We start from the raw sequence: 16,869 nt of genomic DNA, 5'->3' as shown, positions 1-16,869 counted from the left end.
AAGGCCTGAAGTACAGCCCCCTTCCCTGGGCTGCAAGCATCGTTGTTGGGGCTTGGCCACTACTCCTCAGGCCCGATGATCGAGGGCCAGAGGGGCTTCTCAAGATCGTTGAAGCTCTACCTCTGGGTGCTCGGCGTTGCTCTATTGTTTCGGTGATAGAAGGGGGTGTTCCCCATGAGTCGACGTCGCAGTCGCACAAAGCTGCTTGCCCAGTTGCAGGCCACCCTTAGCCCACGCCAGGACACCGGAGCCATTTCGTTGGCGGCAGGTCTGGTGGCCTCCGTGGTGTTGGTGCTTGGCGCCAGTGCCATGGTGCAGCTCACCGGCGGTAACCTCCGCGGGGTGTTCGCCTCCTCGGAAGCCCGTCAGGCCCGGGCCAGCGCCGAGGCCGGCTCCGACCAGTTGATCAACAGCTGGAACCAGCCCCAGAACCGCAAATTGCTGGTGTCCGGTGCGGACCCAGCCAGCTGGAGTGCCACCGATACCAACCTCAGGAGCCCTTGCTTCAACACGGTGAGCGGCGGCCGTCCCGGGCCCAGCAGCACCGGGTTGCCTGATGCCGCCGCCGTTGCCCTGGGCGATGGCAGCTGGCGCGATGTGGTCACGGGTAACCAGGCCACAGCCACTCAGGATGGGCGTCAGTACCGGCTGGTGGGGATCACCTACAGCGCCCCAGACGGCAGCGGCGGCAGCAATCCCAACACCCGGGCCCTCAGGCGCAGCGCCGTACCCGGCAGTGGCGTCACCGGATCTGCTCTGCCGAGTGGCTTCAGCAGCTGGGATCAGCTGATCAACCTCAGTGACCCCGACGGCTCCGGCACTGCCGGTCCTGGTCGCAACAGTGGCTTCATCCTGCTGGAGCTGGAAGGCCGCGTGGTGCGTGGTGGCCGCGTGGTGGCCAACTCGCGGATTTCGCGGGAGTTCGAGGTGCTGCCCAAGTGCTGCGGCGCCTCCCTGGGCAGCAACCTCTCCGGTGGGGCGAACTACGCCGGCACCAGTGGATCACTGGGATCCGACAGCCGCCTCTGCAACCTGCAGTACGGCATCGTCACCGGGTTCAACGATGGCTGGCACTGGTCGTACTTCGCCAACGACCAGTTCACCCAGCGGAATGCCGCCACCAATGCCGTGGAGCGTTATGGCCCCATTCTCGGTGTGGTGCAAACCGCCGGTGATCTGTTTGAGCGAGAAAACTGCCGCGTGCGCCCCGGCCGAGGCAAGCTCGCCAGTGGCAATTGCCCCAACACCTTTGAGCCCGGGGATCCGCGTGGCAGCGACAACGGCCGCAACACAGACATCCGCAACGCCGGCACTCCCACCGCTGCGGAGCAGATCTGCAGACAGCCGGATAACGTCTTCAGCTATTTCTCCGGGCCCGATAGCGATATCCGCGGCACCTCAGCCTCCTGTTCGCCGATCGTGGCCCTGGAAGCCACTGCCTTCCCAGCCATTTCCACCTTCAACTACCCCTTCACTGCCAACTGGGGCCCCAGCACCATCCTGCAGCGGGCAGCATTGATCCCCACGAACAAACTTGCCAACGTGGCACTTTGGCCCCTGCTGAGCACGGACAACGGCCTCGGCATGGGCACCGGCAGCGCCAACCCCCCCGACTCCGACGCCACGATCCGCCTGCGCACCAATGACCAGACCGGTGCCGAACGGGTAGAAATCTGCGTGGTGGATCTCAATCGAGGCAGCACCGCTGACAACTGCGATGACGACACCTGGCTGAATGTGACCAGCCGCGGGCCAGCTAATCTGGCCACCAATTATCAAGATGATTTTGCATCCGGGACCACCGATTTTCAGGTCAACAGCGGCAGCGCGAATTTTTCTCCAGAGTGGTTAAGAACCGGATCCGCAGGAGTGCCTGCTGCAGTCGAAATGACCGGCTCTGGGGCCAATCGACGCATGCGCCTCAACGGGGGCAGAACCGCCACGGCCAGGCGCGGCGCCGACACCTCGGGCCTCAGTGTGCCCTATCTCTCGTTTCGGGCCGACCGTGACAACTGGGGTTCAGCCAATTTGGACTACTTGGACGTGGAAGCCTGCACCGATTTCAACGATGCCAATACCTGCAGGCTGTTCAAGCGCATTTATCGTGATGACATCTCAACAGGAAATGATTACATCAATCTAGCCCTCCCCTTCACCGGTGCAACCTTCGGGATCCGCTTCAACGCGGAGGCCCTTGAAGGCGGCGAACGCATTGACATCGACGACGTGCGGATCGAGTCGGGCAGACCCATCCTGGCCCAAACTGCCGGCTCTAACAACACCAACAACAGACCCGTCGACACGGCATTTCGAGGTGCCTGGTGCGAATTTTCCAGCAGCTCGCCGATCACTCTGGACGATGGCTTCCACTGTCTCGGGCCCACCATCAATCAATACGATGGCGGCCGGGTGTTCATTGACACCAGCGGTGGCCCGATCAGCTTCTACTACACCCAACCCACCAACGTCGATCTGCGCTTCGGCCCCAACACCGTCAGCACGCCAGAGAATTTTATTTATCTCTCCAGAAATCCAGCCGAGTTGGCTCACGTTGTCTGCCCAGACATTGTCAACCCCGTGATCAGTAACGACTGTGAAACCCCGATTGACGATGAGAACTACGTCTTCGCCCCCGTAGGCGAACCGGATCGGCTCAACTTTTTCGGGCGCGACACCGGCTCAGCCGGCCAGGAACAGAACGTGCTGATCACCACACCCTTCGGAGGCAACGCCAAGATCGGTGGGGTGTGGTTCTACCTGCCCCAGGGCTGGGTGGAGCTCACGATCACCGACAGCGGTGCCAGTGCAATTCCTGTGGGCTTTTACACCAACAACGAAGACAACTGGAGCTTCTTCGGCAGGATGTGGGTCAAGAACTTCAAGCCCTACGGTGCCTTCCACTTGCGGGTTCCCAATTCCACCCTCACCAGCAGCACCTCCGGCGGTTCCAATTCAGCCCAGTTCGTGGATTGGAATGGCATTGACTGGGTGGCTCGGGCCACGACCAATTCCAGGCTGTGGTGATGGGCGGCCGTCGACGACGGCGGCCCATCGGCCGGCCCGGGCCCAACCCGGAAGAGCGGGGCAGCCTGATGATTGAGGCCCTGGTGGTGAGCCTGCTTGTTTCCATCGCTCTGGTGGGCTCGATGGCAAGCTGGAATCTTTCCACCGCCCAGCGCAACCGCGCCGGCCAGCGCAACCAGCTCACCGCCGCCATCGACGCCGACCTCGCCGCCATCGAAGACCTGGCCGCCGGCCTCACCTGCTGCAGCGGCGCCTGCACCCTGGGCATTCCCACGGGCATCACCCCGGGGGCAGCTTCCCCCTGCGCCACCGCCAACCGCCGCGACGACCGCTACTTCTTCCCCCAGTTGGACAATCCAGCAACAACCGCCCTGGTTGAGCCGGCTGCCGTGGATACCCTCTGCACCTCCACCAACGGCATCCTCAGCACCGCCGTGCTCACCGCCTTCAATGCCCTCGCCGTGAACCCCTCGCTCACCGCCGGCGGCGGCGTGCGCCAGCCCATTGTGCGGCTCTCCAGCGTGAACGCCGCAGCTGGCAACCAGAACGTGCTGCAGGTCACCTACACCGACAGCAACGCAGCCAACGCCGTGGTGCGGGTGGCCCGGGTCGTGCCTCCCATGGCGCTCTTCTGTCCATGAAGAGGCCGCATCCGTTGGCCTTGGGCTCCCGTTTCGACCAACCAGGCCAGGCCGCATACACCCTGATCGAGCTCCTGATTACCGTGGTGATCCTGGGTGTGGTGGCGGCTGTTGGCGTCAACTCCACCGTCAACCTGGCCCGCCGTGAGCGGGCCAACACCGTGGCCACCGCCCTGGCGGGCTGGCTCGACCAGGTGAACCGCGACGCCGGCCGCTTCAACGCCCAGTCCGGCGGCACCCCCTGCACGGTGACTCTCTCCACCGGCTCCCTGGCCCAGGGGGCCCAGATGGCGGAGGTGCTCCCGGCCGCCTGCGCCAACCAGCCCACCCTGGTGGTGCCCGATCTGGGCCTGACCGCCGCCTCGGTGCAGGTCACGGCCAGCCCCGCCAGTTTCGTGTTCACTCCCCGGGGCACCGTGGCGGCCACAGCCGATCCTGTGGCGATCACTCTGGCCGTGAACAGCCAGCGGCCCCTGCGCTGCCTGCGTCTCAGCGGCATCCTCGGCGCCCTTGAGGTCGGCCGCAACAATGCCGCCAGCGCGGGCAGCTGCAGCGAATGGGGGCGGATCTGAGATGCGCCGCCCCTGGCGATCCCGCCTCCGCCCCAGACCTGCCGAAGCCGGTGTCACCCTGGTGGAGCTGCTGATGGGGCTGCTGATCAGCTCCCTGTTCGTGCCGCTGCTCTGGAACGTGGTCCGCAGCACAATCGTGTTCTCGGAGTCCACGGTGTGGCAGGTGCAGCTGCAGCGCGATCTCGATCGCCTCACCACCCTGCTCAACTCCGAAGCCGAGGAGGCCTGCCTGTTCGGCACCACCGCCGATCCCTCCGTGACCTGCTTCCCCACCGGTTCGGCTGCCTGCAGCACGGTCACCAGCAATGAGCTGCGGCTGCGCGTGCCCCTGCTGAACGCCAGCGGCGTTCCTGCCGGCACCGCCGTGATCCGCTACTTCCGCACCGGCACCAACCTCTTCCGCACCGGACCCGCCGTGCTCGCCAGCGGCAGGCTCAATCCCAGCAGCACCAGCAGCAACCAGCTGGTGATGCGGGGCGTGACCGGCTTCACGGTGACGCCAGCCTCCGGCTGCACCCGCGCCAACCTGGCCCTCACGGTGGCGTCGGTGGCCGGCACCTCGATCCCAACGGCCGCCGTGACCCTGGGCCCCCGCGACCTCAGCCTGCGCGCCGGGGTGCAGCCCTTCATCGACTGAAGCTGCCGGGGCCTGACCAGGCCCTGCCAACCCCGGCCAGGCCTGCTTTTAGGCTGCCTCGATCCGCTCCCCTGCCGTGCTCGATCAGCGCCTGCTGCGCAGCCATCCCGACCAGATCGTGAGCCAGCTGGCCCGCCGTGGCCTGAGCGTGGATCTGATCGGCCTGCAGCTGGTGGCCACCGAGGAGCGCGACCTCGAGCAGCGCCGCAGCGGCCTGCAGGCCGAGGGCAACCGCATCGGCAAGGAGGTGGGCCAGCTGATCCGCGGCGGCGCCGATCCGGGCGGGCCGGAGGTGGCGGCCCTGCGGGAGCAGGGCAACCGGGTGAAGCAGCAGGTGGCGGTGCTGGAGGAGGAGGAGAAGGCGCTGCAGAGCCAGCTGCGCGAGCAGCTGCTCACCCTGCCCAACCTGCCAGCCCCCGAAGTGCCCGCAGGCCGCAGCGAGGCCGACAACGTGGAGGTGAAGCGCTGGGGCGAGCCGCGGCCCCCCGCCGGCCTGCAGGAGCACTGGCAGATCGGTGAGCGCCTGGGCCTCTGGGAAACCGAGCGCTCGGTGCGCATCGCCCAGAGCCGCTTCATCACCCTGCTGGGCGCCGGCGCCCGCCTGGAACGCGCCCTGATCAGCTTCATGCTCGATCACCACACCGCCTGCGGCTACACCGAGGTGCTGCCGCCGATCCTCGTCAACTCCGCCAGCCTCACGGGCTCGGGCCAGCTGCCCAAGTTCGCCGAGGAGAGCTTCCAGTGCGCCAGCGACGACCTCTGGCTCACCCCCACCGCCGAGGTGCCGCTCACCTCCCTGCACCGCGATGAGGTGATCCCCGCCGAGCAGCTGCCCCTGCGCTACTGCGCCTACACCCCCTGCTTCCGCCGCGAGGCCGGCTCCTACGGCCGCGACACCCGCGGCCTGATCCGCCTGCACCAGTTCAACAAGGTGGAGCTCTACTGGTTCTGCCATCCCGACGAGTCGGCGGCGGCCCTGGAGCTGATCACCGCCCAGGCGGAATCGATCCTGGAGGCCCTGCAGCTCCCCTACCGCCGCATCGAGCTCTGCGGCGCCGATCTCGGCTTCTCCGCCGCCCGCACCTTCGACCTGGAGGTGTGGCTGCCCGGCGCCGGCGCCTACCGCGAGATCTCCAGCTGCTCCCTCTGCCACGACTTCCAGGCCCGCCGCTCCGCCATCCGCTTCAAGCAGGGCAAGACCACCCAGCTGCTGCACACCCTCAACGGCAGCGGCCTGGCCGTGGGCCGCACCATGGCCGCCCTGCTCGAAAACGGCCAGCAGGCCGATGGCTCGGTGATGCTGCCCGCCGCCCTGGCGCCCTACTTCGGAGGCGAGCGGATCGCTTGAGCCGCAGGCACCTGAACAGCCCCCCACGCCATGAGACAGAGGCCCACCAGCACCTGGTACGACCAGCAGCAGCGGCGCCGCCGCTCGCCCTTCTTCCGCCAGCTGGATCGCTCCTTCCAGTTCCGGGTGCTGATCGCCGCGGCCTGCTCCTTCTTGCTGTTGTCGGCGGTGAACCGCTTCGAGAACTGCCATCGCTCCCGGCTGGAGCCCGATTGCCTCACCAGCAACTATCTCGAGATCATCAGCATCGACAACGCCGAGGCGTTCAGCATCGTGGCCGCCGCCTTCGTGTTCATCTTCGAGGCGGGCAAGCGCCGCGAGCGCGAGCACCACGAGATGCTCGATCTGCTGCTCGCTGACCGACAGGCCGGCACCACCAACAGCCTCGGCCGCATCCGCGCCCTGGAGGATCTCTCAGCTGCCGGGCTCTGGCAGGACGACTTCGATCTGCAGCGCGCCAACCTCGAGGGCCTGCACATTCCCTTCAGCCGCTGGCGGGGCGCCAACTTCTCCGGCACGGTGCTGCGCCATGCCGACCTCCACGGCGTGGACCTGCAGGGGGCCGATTTCAGCGACGCCGACCTCAGCGGTGCCGATCTCTCCGCGGCCGATCTCCGTGGCGCCAGCTTCCTGCGGGCCCGGCTGCACCAGGCCGATCTGCGCGGCGCCCGCCTCACCGGCACCGACTTCCAGGATGCCGATCTCAGCCAGGCCCTTTCCGATCAGCCACTGCCGCCAAGCGGTGCCGCCGCCAGCGGCCCCACAATGGATGTTCTCAGCGATACGACCTGAATGGGCGTTCTCACGGCACTGGCGATCCTGGCGGGACTGATCGTGGTGCACGAGGCCGGCCACTTCTTCGCGGCCACCTGGCAGGGCATCCGGGTGAGCAGCTTCTCGATCGGCTTCGGGCCGGTGCTGCTGGAGCGTCAGCGCCGGGGTGTGCAGTTCGCCCTGCGGGCCATCCCCCTGGGCGGCTTCGTGGCCTTCCCCGACGACGACGAGGACAGCCCGATCGCCAAGAACGATCCCGACCTGCTCACCAACCGGCCGCTGCACCAGCGCGCCCTGGTGATCGCTGCCGGCGTGCTGGCCAACCTGCTGCTGGCCTGGCTGGTGCTGGTGGCCCAGGGCGTGGTGGTGGGCCTGCCGGCCGGTTTCAGTGCCACCCCGGGTGTGCTGGTGTCCGGCGTGCTGCCCGGCCAGCCCGCCGCCGTGGCCGGCCTGCAGCCGGGCGATCGCATCGTGGCCCTGGCCGGCGAGGAGATCGGCGGCAGCCAGCAGGCCGTGGCTTCCCTGGTGGAGCGGATCAAGGCGGCGCCGGAGCGCGATCTCAGCCTCGTGGCCGAACGCGGCGATCAGCGCCTGGCCCTGCGGCTCACCCCCACCGATCTCGACGGCGTGGGCCGCATCGGCGCCCAGCTCCAGCCCAACGGCACCGAGCTGTTCCGTCCGGCCCGCAGCCCCCTGGAGGTGATGGGTCAGGCCAGCCGCGACAGCTGGCTGCTGCTCAAGCGCACCGCCGGCGGCTTTCTCACCCTGGTCACCCACTTCGGCGAAACGGCCTCCCAGGTGTCCGGCCCCGTGAAGATCGTGGAGATGGGCGCCAACCTGGCCCAGCAGGGTGGCAGCAGCCTGTTCCTGTTCACGGCCCTGATCTCGATCAATCTGGCGGTGCTCAACGCCCTGCCCCTGCCCCTCCTCGATGGCGGCCAGCTCGCCCTGCTGCTGCTCGAGGGCGTGCGGGGGCGGCCCCTGCCGCACCGCTTCCAGATGGCCTTCATGCAGTCGGGCTTTGTGTTCCTGGTGGGCCTCAGCATGCTGCTGATCGTGAAGGACACCTCCCAGCTGCCCGCGGTGCAGCAACTGCTCGGGCGCTGATCGGGCCACCCCATGCCGCGCCTCGCCAGCGCCCGCCAGCGGGCGCCCCAGATCCTGGAGCGCCTCGGCGCGCTCTACCCGGAGGCCACCTGCTCCCTCGACTGGCGCACGCCCTACGAGCTGCTGGTGGCCACCATGCTCTCGGCCCAGTGCACCGATGAACGGGTGAACCGGATCACCCCGGCCCTGTTCGAGCGCTTCCCCGACGCCGCCAGCGCCGCCGTGGTGGATGCCGCCGAAGTGGAGCCCTACGTGCACTCGGCAGGGTTCTTCCGCAACAAGGCCAAGAACATCGTGGCCGCCTCGCGGCTGCTGATCGAGCGCCATGGCGGCGACGTGCCCCGCACGATGGAGGAGCTGCTGGAGTTGCCGGGCGTGGCCCGCAAGACCGCCTCGGTGGTGCTGGCCTGGTGCTACGGCATCAACGCCGGCGTCACGGTGGACACCCACGTGAGCCGTCTGGCCCAGCGGCTGCGCCTCAGCCGCCACAGCGAACCGCGCCGCATCGAGCCGGATCTGATGAAGCTGATCCCCCAGCCCGAGTGGCAGACCCTCTCGATCCGGCTGATCTTCCATGGCCGCGCCGTCTGCACGGCCCGCAGCCCCCGCTGCCCCAGCTGCCCGATCGCCGACCTCTGCCCGATGGGGGCAGGGGCCACGCGGTAGGCTCAACGATCCCTGACCGCTACCACTCCGGCCCGCATGGCGAAGAAGTCGATGATTGCGCGCGACGTGAAGCGCAAGAAGATGGTGGAGCGCTTCTCCGTCAAGCGCTCTGCCCTGAAGGCCGCCTTCGAAGCCGCGGCCGATCCGATGGAGCGGCTGGAGATCCACCGCAAGATCCAGTCCCTGCCCCGCAACAGTGCCCCCAACCGGGTGCGCAACCGCTGCTGGGCCACCGGCAAGCCCCGCGGCGTCTACCGCGACTTCGGCCTCTGCCGCAACCAGCTGCGCGACCGCGCCCACAAGGGTGAACTGCCCGGTGTGGTCAAGTCGTCCTGGTGAGCCTCACTCCCAGCCGTGCTGGCGGGGCGTGGCCCCAGCTCAGCACGGCTGAATGCGAGAATGGTCGTTGACAAAGAGAGATAAGGCCAAGTGCAAGGACAAACTCAGTCGATCTCCTTCGATGGTCGGGAGATCCGGCTGACCACCGGGCGATTTGCTCCCCAGGCAGGGGGTGCCGTGATGGTGGAGTGTGGTGATACTTCGGTTCTGGTGACCGCCACCCGCTCCAAAGGCCGTGATGGCATCGATTTCCTCCCCCTGATCTGCGACTACGAGGAGCGCCTCTACGCCGCCGGGCGCATTCCCGGCAGCTTCATGCGCCGCGAATCGCGCCCCCCCGAGCGCGCCACCCTGATCTGCCGCCTGATCGACCGCCCGATGCGGCCGCTGTTCCCGAGCTGGATGCGCGACGACCTCCAGATCGTGGCCACCTGCCTCTCGCTCGATGAGCGGGTGCCACCCGATGTGCTTGCCGTGACCGGCGCCTCGATGGCCACCCTGCTGGCCAAAATCCCCTTCTACGGCCCCATGGCCGCCGTGCGGGTGGGCCTGCTGGGCGACGACTTCGTGCTCAACCCCACCTACCGCGAAACCGAGCGCTCCGAACTGGATCTGGTGGTGGCCGGCACCCCCCAGGGCGTGATCATGGTGGAAGCGGGCGCTAACCAGCTGCCCGAGCAGGATGTGATCGAGGCCATCGACTTCGGCTACGAAGCGGTGTGCGAACTGATCAAGGCCCAGCAGAACCTGCTCAAGGATCTGGGCATCGAGCAGGTGTTCCCCGAACCGTTGGAGGAAGACTCCGCCCTGCCCACCTTCCTGGCGGCGGAGTGCAGCCAGCCGATCGGCGAGCTGCTCAAGCAGTTCAGCCTCAGCAAGGCCGAGCGCGACGAGAAGCTCGATGCCATCAAGGCCGAGGTGGGTCAGAAGATCGCCACCCTCGGTGACGACGACCCGATCCGCAAGGCCTCCGGCGGCAAGGCCCTCGGCAACGCCTACAAGCGCCTCACCAAGCAGTTGATGCGCGCCCAGATCGTGGGCGAAGGCAAGCGCGTCGATGGCCGCAGCCTCGATGAGGTGCGGCCGATCCAGGCGGCCGCCGGCGTGCTGCCCAAGCGCGTGCACGGCTCGGCCCTGTTCCAGCGTGGCCTCACCCAGGTGCTCTCCTGCGCCACCCTCGGCACCCCCAGCGACGCCCAGGAGATGGACGACCTCAACCCGTCCACCGAGAAGACCTACCTGCACCACTACAACTTCCCCCCCTACTCCACCGGCGAAACCAAGCCGATGCGCTCCCCGGGGCGCCGCGAGATCGGCCACGGCGCCCTGGCGGAGCGGGCGATCATTCCGGTGCTGCCCGCCAAGGAATCCTTCCCCTACGTGCTGCGCGTGGTGTCGGAGTGTCTCAGCTCCAACGGCTCCACCTCCATGGGCTCGGTGTGCGGCAGCACCCTGGCGCTGATGGATGCGGGTGTGCCCCTGAAGGCCCCCGTGAGCGGCGCCGCCATGGGCCTGATCAAGGAGGGCGAGGAGGTGCGCATCCTCACCGACATCCAGGGCATCGAGGACTTCCTCGGCGACATGGACTTCAAGGTGGCCGGCACCGAGAAGGGCATCACCGCCCTGCAGATGGACATGAAGATCACCGGCCTGGCCGTGAGCACCGTGGCCGAGGCCATCAACCAGGCCCGTCCGGCCCGGCTGCACATCCTTGAGAAGATGCTCGAGGCGATCGACAAGCCCAACCAGAGCCTCAGCCCCCACGCCCCGCGCCTGCTCAGCTTCCGCATCGATCCGGAACTGATCGGCACCGTGATCGGCCCCGGCGGCCGCACGATCAAGGGCATCACCGAGCGCACCAACACCAAGATCGACATCGAAGACGGTGGCGTGGTGACCATTGCCAGCCACGACGGCGCCGCCGCCGAGGAGGCCCAGCGGATCATCGAGGGCCTCACCCGGCGCATCTCGGAAGGGGAGGTGTTCAGCGGTGACGTCACCCGCGTGATCCCCATCGGCGCCTTCGTGCAGATCCTGCCTGGCAAGGAGGGCATGATCCACATCTCCCAGCTCAGCGAATCGCGGGTGGAGAAGGTGGAGGATGTGGTCAACGTGGGCGATCACGTGACCGTGCGGGTGCGCGAGATCGATAACCGCGGCCGCATCAACCTCACCCTGCGCGGTGTGCCCCAGGCCGACACCCCGGTGCCCGTCTGACGGGCCGGGGGCCCTTGTTCAGAAGAACAGCAGACAGCCGTCGGCACCGGTATTCACCAGGTCTGACGGCTTGAAACCCACTCCCTCCGGCACCACCGCCGACACGAGGATCATCAGCACCCCCATCAAGGCCAGCAGGCGATAGGTACGGCCGGACCAGGCGAAGCGCCGCAGCACGGGGGCCAGCCGGGCCGGCACCGGCCAGCCATCCACCGCCCCGTCCGGCAGCAGGCCTGGCAGCAGCACCAGCAGTAACGCCAGCGACAGGGGCCTCAGCCAGATGTCGTCCACCAGCTGATAGCTGAACAGCGCCGCCAGCAGGGGGCCTGCCATGGCGTTGTGGCGGAAGCCGCTCCAGCGCCGCGGCACAAAGCCGGTGGCCAGCAGCGTGGCACCGGCCGTGCCCAGCAGACCCACCCAATAGAGCAGGGCCAGCGGCAGGTTATGGGGTCCGCAGAGGGTCGCTCCCCTCGGAATGGCCTGAATGCCCACGCCCCACAGGGGTGAACCCAGGCTGGCCCGGGCGAACACCATCCAATTGTCCAGCCGCATCGGCGCCTCAGCGCCCCCCTCAAGCAGCTCGGCACTGTTGCGCTGCACCACCTCCGCAAAAAAGTTGCCGCCCCCCAGCAACACCGTGAGCCCAGCGGCAATGGCCGCGCTCAACAGCAGCCACACCAGGGCCGTGGCATAGAGCCGCCGCCGTTCACCGCCGCTGCGCCAGGCCAGAAGCGCCACCATGGCGGTGCCGATGGCGGCAGCCAGCATCGCTCCATCGCCCTGGCTGGTGCCGATCTGCAGCAGACACAGCAGCGGCACCAGGGCGCAGAGCGGCCACCAGAAGCCCCGCCAGCGGCGGATCCGGCCGCTCTGCAGCTGTTGCAGCAGGGGCAGAAAGGTCCAGAGCATCAGCACGCTGATCTGGTTCGCCCAGCGGGCGTTGAGAAACAGATACGGCATGTCGAACGGGCGACCATCGGCCTGCAGCCGACGCTCCCAGCTGTAAGGCTCCAGGCCATTGAGATGGCTCAGGAGCCAGAACCCCACGTCGAGGCCCACCACCGCCACGGTGAACAGGGCCAGCAGCCGCAGGGTGTCGGCGCCGTGGGTTCGCCAGGCCGGCTGCAGCAGGGGCAACAGCCCGAACTGCAACAGCACCAGCCCCAGAAAGCCCAGCGAAATCCAGGGCAGGGAGCCCACCGCCCCCCCCAGCAGGGCCATGGCGGTCAGGCCGCTCAGGCCGAGGCCATACCAGCCGCTGATGGCGGCGGTGTCGAAAAAGTGGCGCGACTGGCCGCGGAAACACCAGGCGAGCAGGCCGCAGGCCGCCAGCACCTCCGTCAGGCGTTGCGTCTGGAACTTCAGAAACGGGTCTGGATCCAGCAGGCTGATCAGCAGTCCCACCAGCAGTGCCACCAGGTACCAGCGCAGCGGGCTGGCCCGATCGGCGGGAGGGATCATGCGGGCGCATCAGCTGGCTGGACGCTAGCTGTGCCCTTCCCCCGGGGCCTAGAGCGGGAAGCCGGGGTCGATGCGGGCCATGGCCGCCGCAGTCCGCTCACACAGTGCGCCATGGGCGGGCCCATGGCTGGCGATCAGGCAGCCGGCCTGGCGCACATCGCCGCTGTTGTAAATGAGCGGCGCGCCATCGGCATGGCTGAAGCTGCCGCCGGCCGCCCGCAGCACCGCCTCGGGCGCGGCCATGTCCCAGTCCTTGGGGGCACTCTTGCCCGAGAGCGAGATGTAGAGGTCGGTCTCGCCCCGCAGAATGGTGGCCACCTTGCCGCCCACGCTGCCGATCGCCTGGGTGTCGCCCAGCTCCAGCGCAACCAGCAGCTGCTCCAGCCTCTGGTCGCGGTGGTTGCGGCTGGCCACCAGCACCAGCTCGCCCAGTTCACGCCGCCCGCTGAGCCGGGCCGGGCTGCGCTCACCGCTGCGGTTCTCGCACCAGGCCTCACCGCCATCGCCGGCCACCACGCCGATCCAGAGCTCCTCCATCTCGGGCAGCAGCACCACCCCCAGCACCGGGGCGCCAGCGCGCACCAGGGCCAGGTGCACGGCGTATTCGCCGGTGCCCTGCAGAAAGTCCTTGGTGCCATCGAGGGGATCGAGGATCCAGATCCACTCGGCCGCCAGGGGCTGGCCCGCGGTGAGCTGCTCGCTGGCGGTCTCCTCGCTGAGCAGGGTCCAGTCGGCGTCAGGGAAGGCGCTGCCCAGGCCATCGAGCAACCAGCGGTTCACGGCCAGGTCGGCGGCACTCACCGGCCCCTCGCCGCCGGAGTCCACGCTGAGGGCGGCGGCAAAGCCGTAAGGGGGCTGCTCGCCCCGGGCGTAGGCCCTCAGGATGTCGGCCGCGCCCCAGCTGAGCCGGCGCAGCACCGCCAGCAGCTCCTCAAGGGCGATGCCTGAAGGCAGGGCGAGGGTGGCAGCCATCATGCTGGAGTTGCAGGGGTCATTGTGCAGGAGAACCCAGCTGATCCCAGAAGCGGCCTGATCCCGTGAACCCACATCTGGAACCGGCGCCGGGGGTGCTCTACCTGGTGGGCACCCCGATCGGCCATCTCGGCGACCTCTCGCCCCGGGCCCGGCAGGTGCTGGCGGGGGTGCAGCGCATCGCCTGCGAAGACACCCGCCGCAGCGGCCTGCTGCTGCACCAGCTGGGCCTGCGCGGCCGCGACCACGGCCCGCGGCTGCTGTCGTTCCATCAGCACAACCAGGCCGCCCGGCTGCCCGAACTGCTGGCCGCCCTGCAGGCCGGTGAGGCCATCGCCGTGATCAGCGATGCGGGCCTGCCCGGCATCTCGGACCCCGGCGAGCTCCTGGTGGCCGCCGCCCGCGCCGCCGGGCTGGCGGTGATCTGCATCCCCGGCCCCAGCGCCGTGACCACCGCCCTGGTGAGCAGTGGACTGCCCTGCGGCCGCTTCTGCTTCGAGGGCTTCCTGCCGCCCAGGGCCAGCCAGCGCCGCCAACGCCTGCAGGAGCTGGCCCAGGACGAGCGCACCCTGGTGCTCTACGAAGCGCCGCACCGGCTGCTGGATCTGCTCGAAGACCTGCTGGCCACGGTCGGAGACCGGCCCCTGCAGGTGGCTCGCGAACTCACCAAGCGCCACGAGGAGCAGGTGGGCCCCACGGTGACCGCGGCCCTGGAGCACTTCCGCCGCACCCCTCCCCAGGGGGAGTGCACTCTCGTGCTGGGTGGCGCCCCGGCGGCGGCTCCAGCCGCCTGGGATGAAGAGGCCCTGCGACAGGAGCTCGCCGCGCTGGTGGCCGGCGGCCTCAGCGGCAGGGATGCGGCCCGAACCCTGGCGGATCGCAGCGGCCACAACCGCCGCGATCTCTACGCCCTGCTGCACCGCGGCGGCTGAGCAGGCAGACTCCTGCACAATCGCGCTCCGCTGCCATGCTCGTGCGCCTGCGCCTGGTGCTGGCCAGCCTTTCCAGCGGCGTTCTGCTGCTGCTGCTGCTCTGCCTGGGCGCCCAGAACCTCGAGCAGCGCCCCAAGCTGTGGCTGGGCGCGGGCAGCACAGCCCCCCTGCCGGCCGGCTTCCTGGTGGGGCTGGCCCTGGTGGCCGGGGTGATCAGCGGTGGATGCTCCGCAGCCCTGCTCTGGCCGGGGGGAGACGGGAAGCGGCTGGAGGGCTAGAGCCGCGGCCAGGGAGTTACGGCTCGGGAGGGCCGGCAGACTGGGCAGGGGCCTGCGGCACGGCCTCGGGCAGGGCGTAGAGACTGCCATCAATCACGACGCGGCTGATGCCCTGGGCGCTCAGGTAACGGGTGGTGAGCAACAGCAGGCTGGGATTCGGCAGCGGGATCACCCGCTGGTTGCGGCCGCAGTGGCGCTTGGCCTGGCGCTGGTTGCCGAACACACCCACCGCCTGCAACTCCTCCTCCTCCTGGGGGAGGGGCCCCAGCTCGGTGAACTCCCGCAGGGGCCTGGCCAGCAGCTCCACCATCTTGTCCACCAGCAGGAAGGCGGTGCTGGGCAGCTCCGCCTCTGACAGCGGCCGGCAGGTGATCGGCTCGGGCGGGTGGTCCAGGGCAAGCACCGGCACGGTCACGAAGGTCTCGGCAGCGTCGTCCTCGCTGTCGTCGTCGTCGCCGTCCTGGTCGTCGGCGTTGGTGTCGTCGGTGTCGGGATCGTCGCTGAAGTCGTCGGCGTCGTCGATGGCCCACACCCGCCGTCGACCCCCGTCCACCGGGTCTTCGTCTGGATCGAAGATGCTGGGTTCTGGGTTGAACTGTGGCTCGGAAGCGAACTCAGGAGCGGACTCTGGATCGGCTTTGGACTCGGACGCGGCGGCGGGCTCGACAGCTGGTGAAGCTTCGCCCTCGGTGGGCTTCTCCGGCCAGCGAACGGGCGCAGCGGTGGCGGCAGGCGCCTGGTGCACTTGGGCAGGGGCCTGCTTGCCGCGCCGCTGCTTGAGCTGCTCGTACTCGGCCGGATCGAGGCACGCCTTCAGGGTGCGGCTGATGGTGTTGGCACTGCAGCCAAACAGCTTGCCCAGCTCCGTGCTGGTCTCCCCCGCCCGGTAGCGCGCCACGATCTCCTTCTTCTGGCCCTCGGAAAGCCGGCTAGCCACCATCCACCGTCCATCCAGAGCAGCAGACCACTTTAGGGGCCTTGCCGGGAGCGGCTGGCACAATGTCCCCAGCCGGCCCGCCGGGCCGACCTGCTCCCTTAGCTCAGCTGGATAGAGCAGCTGCCTTCTAAGCAGCCGGTCGATGGTTCGAATCCATCAGGGGGCGTTGTCGCAGCTCGGGCCCCGCCCCCCCCCAGGGGGATCTGCAAGAGTTCTGCGGGATGCCCCGCAGCACCATGGAACCCCGCATGGAGGTGTTGAGCCTCTTCCCCCGCCACCTGCTCAAGGGTGAGTTGCCCGGCCCGCTGCTGTCGGACCTGCAGCAGCTGGCCCACAGCGTGCGGGCCGAGCCCGGCGTGGCCCCGGATGCCTCGGTGAAGCTGGCCGGCCAGCTGGCCCTGCAGCGGGAGCTGGGGCCCCAGTATCCGCCGGTGGTGGAGCTCTGTGCCCAGGTGCTGTTGCCGGCCTGTGAGCGCTGGATCCGCCATGTGGTGGACCAGCAGCCGCCCGAGGCCCACGGCCCCTGGGCGCGGGGGCGCTACCAGCTGCAGCTTGTGGATGTGTGGCTGAACGTGCAGCGGGCCGGCGATTACAACCCCACCCACACCCACGGCGGCACCTTCTCGGGTGTGGTGTTTCTGGAGGTGCCCCCCCAGATCACGGCGGAGCGCTTCGACGGCCAGCTCTGCTTCTACGGCCCGGAGGACTGGCACATCCAGAGCTTCCGCACCGGCATGGCCCACTACGTGGTGCCGGTGCCGGGCGAGTTCTACGTGTTCCCCGCCTGGCAACCGCACTCCGTCGCCCCCTTCCGGGGCGAGGGGGATCGCCTGTCTCTCGCCTTCAACGTGGTGGCCGTGCCGCCCCAGGCCAAGGCGGCGCCGGCGCCGGTGGGCAATGTCTCCCTCTCCACCAGCCGCAGGAAACCGGGGGGCTTTCGCTGAGGCTGCCGCTGACGCCTCCC

Annotated in this window: 16 protein-coding genes and 1 tRNA gene; 14 read left to right on the top strand and 3 right to left on the bottom strand. The window is 68.6% G+C overall.

Annotation, left to right across the window (positions count from 1 at the left end):
* Window positions 1–174 precede the first annotated feature (174 nt).
* The 10 genes from ACWJIO_RS06095 (at window position 175) to ACWJIO_RS06050 (ending at window position 11,325) form a co-directional block, all read left to right on the top strand.
* Window positions 175–3,024, top strand: coding sequence for a hypothetical protein (locus tag ACWJIO_RS06095; protein WP_480312114.1), 2,850 nt, complete (start codon window positions 175–177; stop codon window positions 3,022–3,024).
* Window positions 3,024–3,665, top strand: coding sequence for a hypothetical protein (locus ACWJIO_RS06090; protein WP_480312113.1), 642 nt, complete (start codon window positions 3,024–3,026; stop codon window positions 3,663–3,665). The genes ACWJIO_RS06095 and ACWJIO_RS06090 overlap by 1 nt, the downstream gene beginning before the upstream one ends.
* A gap of 14 nt (window positions 3,666–3,679) precedes the next feature.
* Window positions 3,680–4,237: a type II secretion system protein gene (locus ACWJIO_RS06085; protein WP_480312112.1), complete on the top strand. Its 558-nt coding sequence runs from the start codon at window positions 3,680–3,682 to the stop codon at window positions 4,235–4,237.
* A 1-nt stretch (window position 4,238) separates the two neighbouring features.
* The gene (locus ACWJIO_RS06080; protein ID WP_480312111.1) at window positions 4,239–4,874 is read left to right on the top strand and encodes a hypothetical protein; all 636 of its coding nucleotides are present in this window, start codon (window positions 4,239–4,241) and stop codon (window positions 4,872–4,874) included.
* A gap of 76 nt (window positions 4,875–4,950) precedes the next feature.
* Complete coding sequence (serS, locus tag ACWJIO_RS06075; protein ID WP_480312110.1) at window positions 4,951–6,222, top strand: serine--tRNA ligase; 1,272 nt, start codon at window positions 4,951–4,953, stop codon at window positions 6,220–6,222.
* A gap of 30 nt (window positions 6,223–6,252) precedes the next feature.
* On the top strand, window positions 6,253–7,014 hold the full coding sequence (locus ACWJIO_RS06070) for a pentapeptide repeat-containing protein (RefSeq protein ID WP_480312109.1): 762 nt from the start codon (window positions 6,253–6,255) through the stop codon (window positions 7,012–7,014).
* Entirely contained in the window at window positions 7,015–8,103 is a 1,089-nt protein-coding gene (gene rseP / locus ACWJIO_RS06065) for an RIP metalloprotease RseP (RefSeq protein WP_480312108.1), read from the top strand.
* A gap of 12 nt (window positions 8,104–8,115) precedes the next feature.
* The gene (gene nth / locus ACWJIO_RS06060) at window positions 8,116–8,769 is read left to right on the top strand and encodes an endonuclease III (protein WP_480312106.1); all 654 of its coding nucleotides are present in this window, start codon (window positions 8,116–8,118) and stop codon (window positions 8,767–8,769) included.
* A 36-nt stretch (window positions 8,770–8,805) separates the two neighbouring features.
* Window positions 8,806–9,108 carry a 30S ribosomal protein S14 gene (gene rpsN / locus ACWJIO_RS06055; RefSeq protein ID WP_480312105.1) on the top strand — a complete coding sequence of 101 codons (303 nt, stop codon included), beginning with the start codon at window positions 8,806–8,808 and terminating at the stop codon, window positions 9,106–9,108.
* 90 nt (window positions 9,109–9,198) lie between these two features.
* On the top strand, window positions 9,199–11,325 hold the full coding sequence (locus tag ACWJIO_RS06050; protein WP_480312104.1) for a polyribonucleotide nucleotidyltransferase: 2,127 nt from the start codon (window positions 9,199–9,201) through the stop codon (window positions 11,323–11,325).
* Window positions 11,326–11,343: 18 nt separating this feature from the next.
* Here ACWJIO_RS06050 and ACWJIO_RS06045 read toward each other — a convergent pair whose 3' ends face one another.
* Window positions 11,344–12,786: a hypothetical protein gene (locus ACWJIO_RS06045; protein ID WP_480312102.1), complete on the bottom strand. Its 1,443-nt coding sequence runs from the start codon at window positions 12,784–12,786 to the stop codon at window positions 11,344–11,346.
* Window positions 12,787–12,834: 48 nt separating this feature from the next.
* A complete protein-coding gene (locus ACWJIO_RS06040; protein WP_480312101.1) occupies window positions 12,835–13,761 on the bottom strand; it encodes a 3'(2'),5'-bisphosphate nucleotidase CysQ family protein in 927 nt (308 codons plus the stop codon).
* A 62-nt stretch (window positions 13,762–13,823) separates the two neighbouring features.
* On the opposite strand from ACWJIO_RS06040, the gene rsmI reads away from it, so the two are divergent.
* The gene (gene rsmI, locus ACWJIO_RS06035) at window positions 13,824–14,690 is read left to right on the top strand and encodes a 16S rRNA (cytidine(1402)-2'-O)-methyltransferase (protein ID WP_480312100.1); all 867 of its coding nucleotides are present in this window, start codon (window positions 13,824–13,826) and stop codon (window positions 14,688–14,690) included.
* A 35-nt stretch (window positions 14,691–14,725) separates the two neighbouring features.
* Window positions 14,726–14,968: a hypothetical protein gene (locus ACWJIO_RS06030; protein ID WP_480312099.1), complete on the top strand. Its 243-nt coding sequence runs from the start codon at window positions 14,726–14,728 to the stop codon at window positions 14,966–14,968.
* Between the two features lie 16 nt (window positions 14,969–14,984).
* On the opposite strand, the gene ACWJIO_RS06025 is transcribed toward ACWJIO_RS06030, so the two are convergent.
* A complete protein-coding gene (locus ACWJIO_RS06025) occupies window positions 14,985–15,905 on the bottom strand; it encodes a hypothetical protein (protein WP_480312098.1) in 921 nt (306 codons plus the stop codon).
* A gap of 92 nt (window positions 15,906–15,997) precedes the next feature.
* On the opposite strand from ACWJIO_RS06025, the gene ACWJIO_RS06020 reads away from it, so the two are divergent.
* A tRNA-Arg gene (locus ACWJIO_RS06020) sits at window positions 15,998–16,071 on the top strand.
* An 82-nt stretch (window positions 16,072–16,153) separates the two neighbouring features.
* Complete coding sequence (locus ACWJIO_RS06015) at window positions 16,154–16,849, top strand: putative 2OG-Fe(II) oxygenase (RefSeq protein WP_480312411.1); 696 nt, start codon at window positions 16,154–16,156, stop codon at window positions 16,847–16,849.
* The last annotated feature ends 20 nt before the right edge of the window (window positions 16,850–16,869 follow it).

It is taken from the genome of Paraciimarium castrense LEGE 11436, from assembly GCF_056633055.1.
Note: the sequence above shows the minus strand (reverse complement) of the source record. Positions and strands in the feature narration are given on the sequence as shown.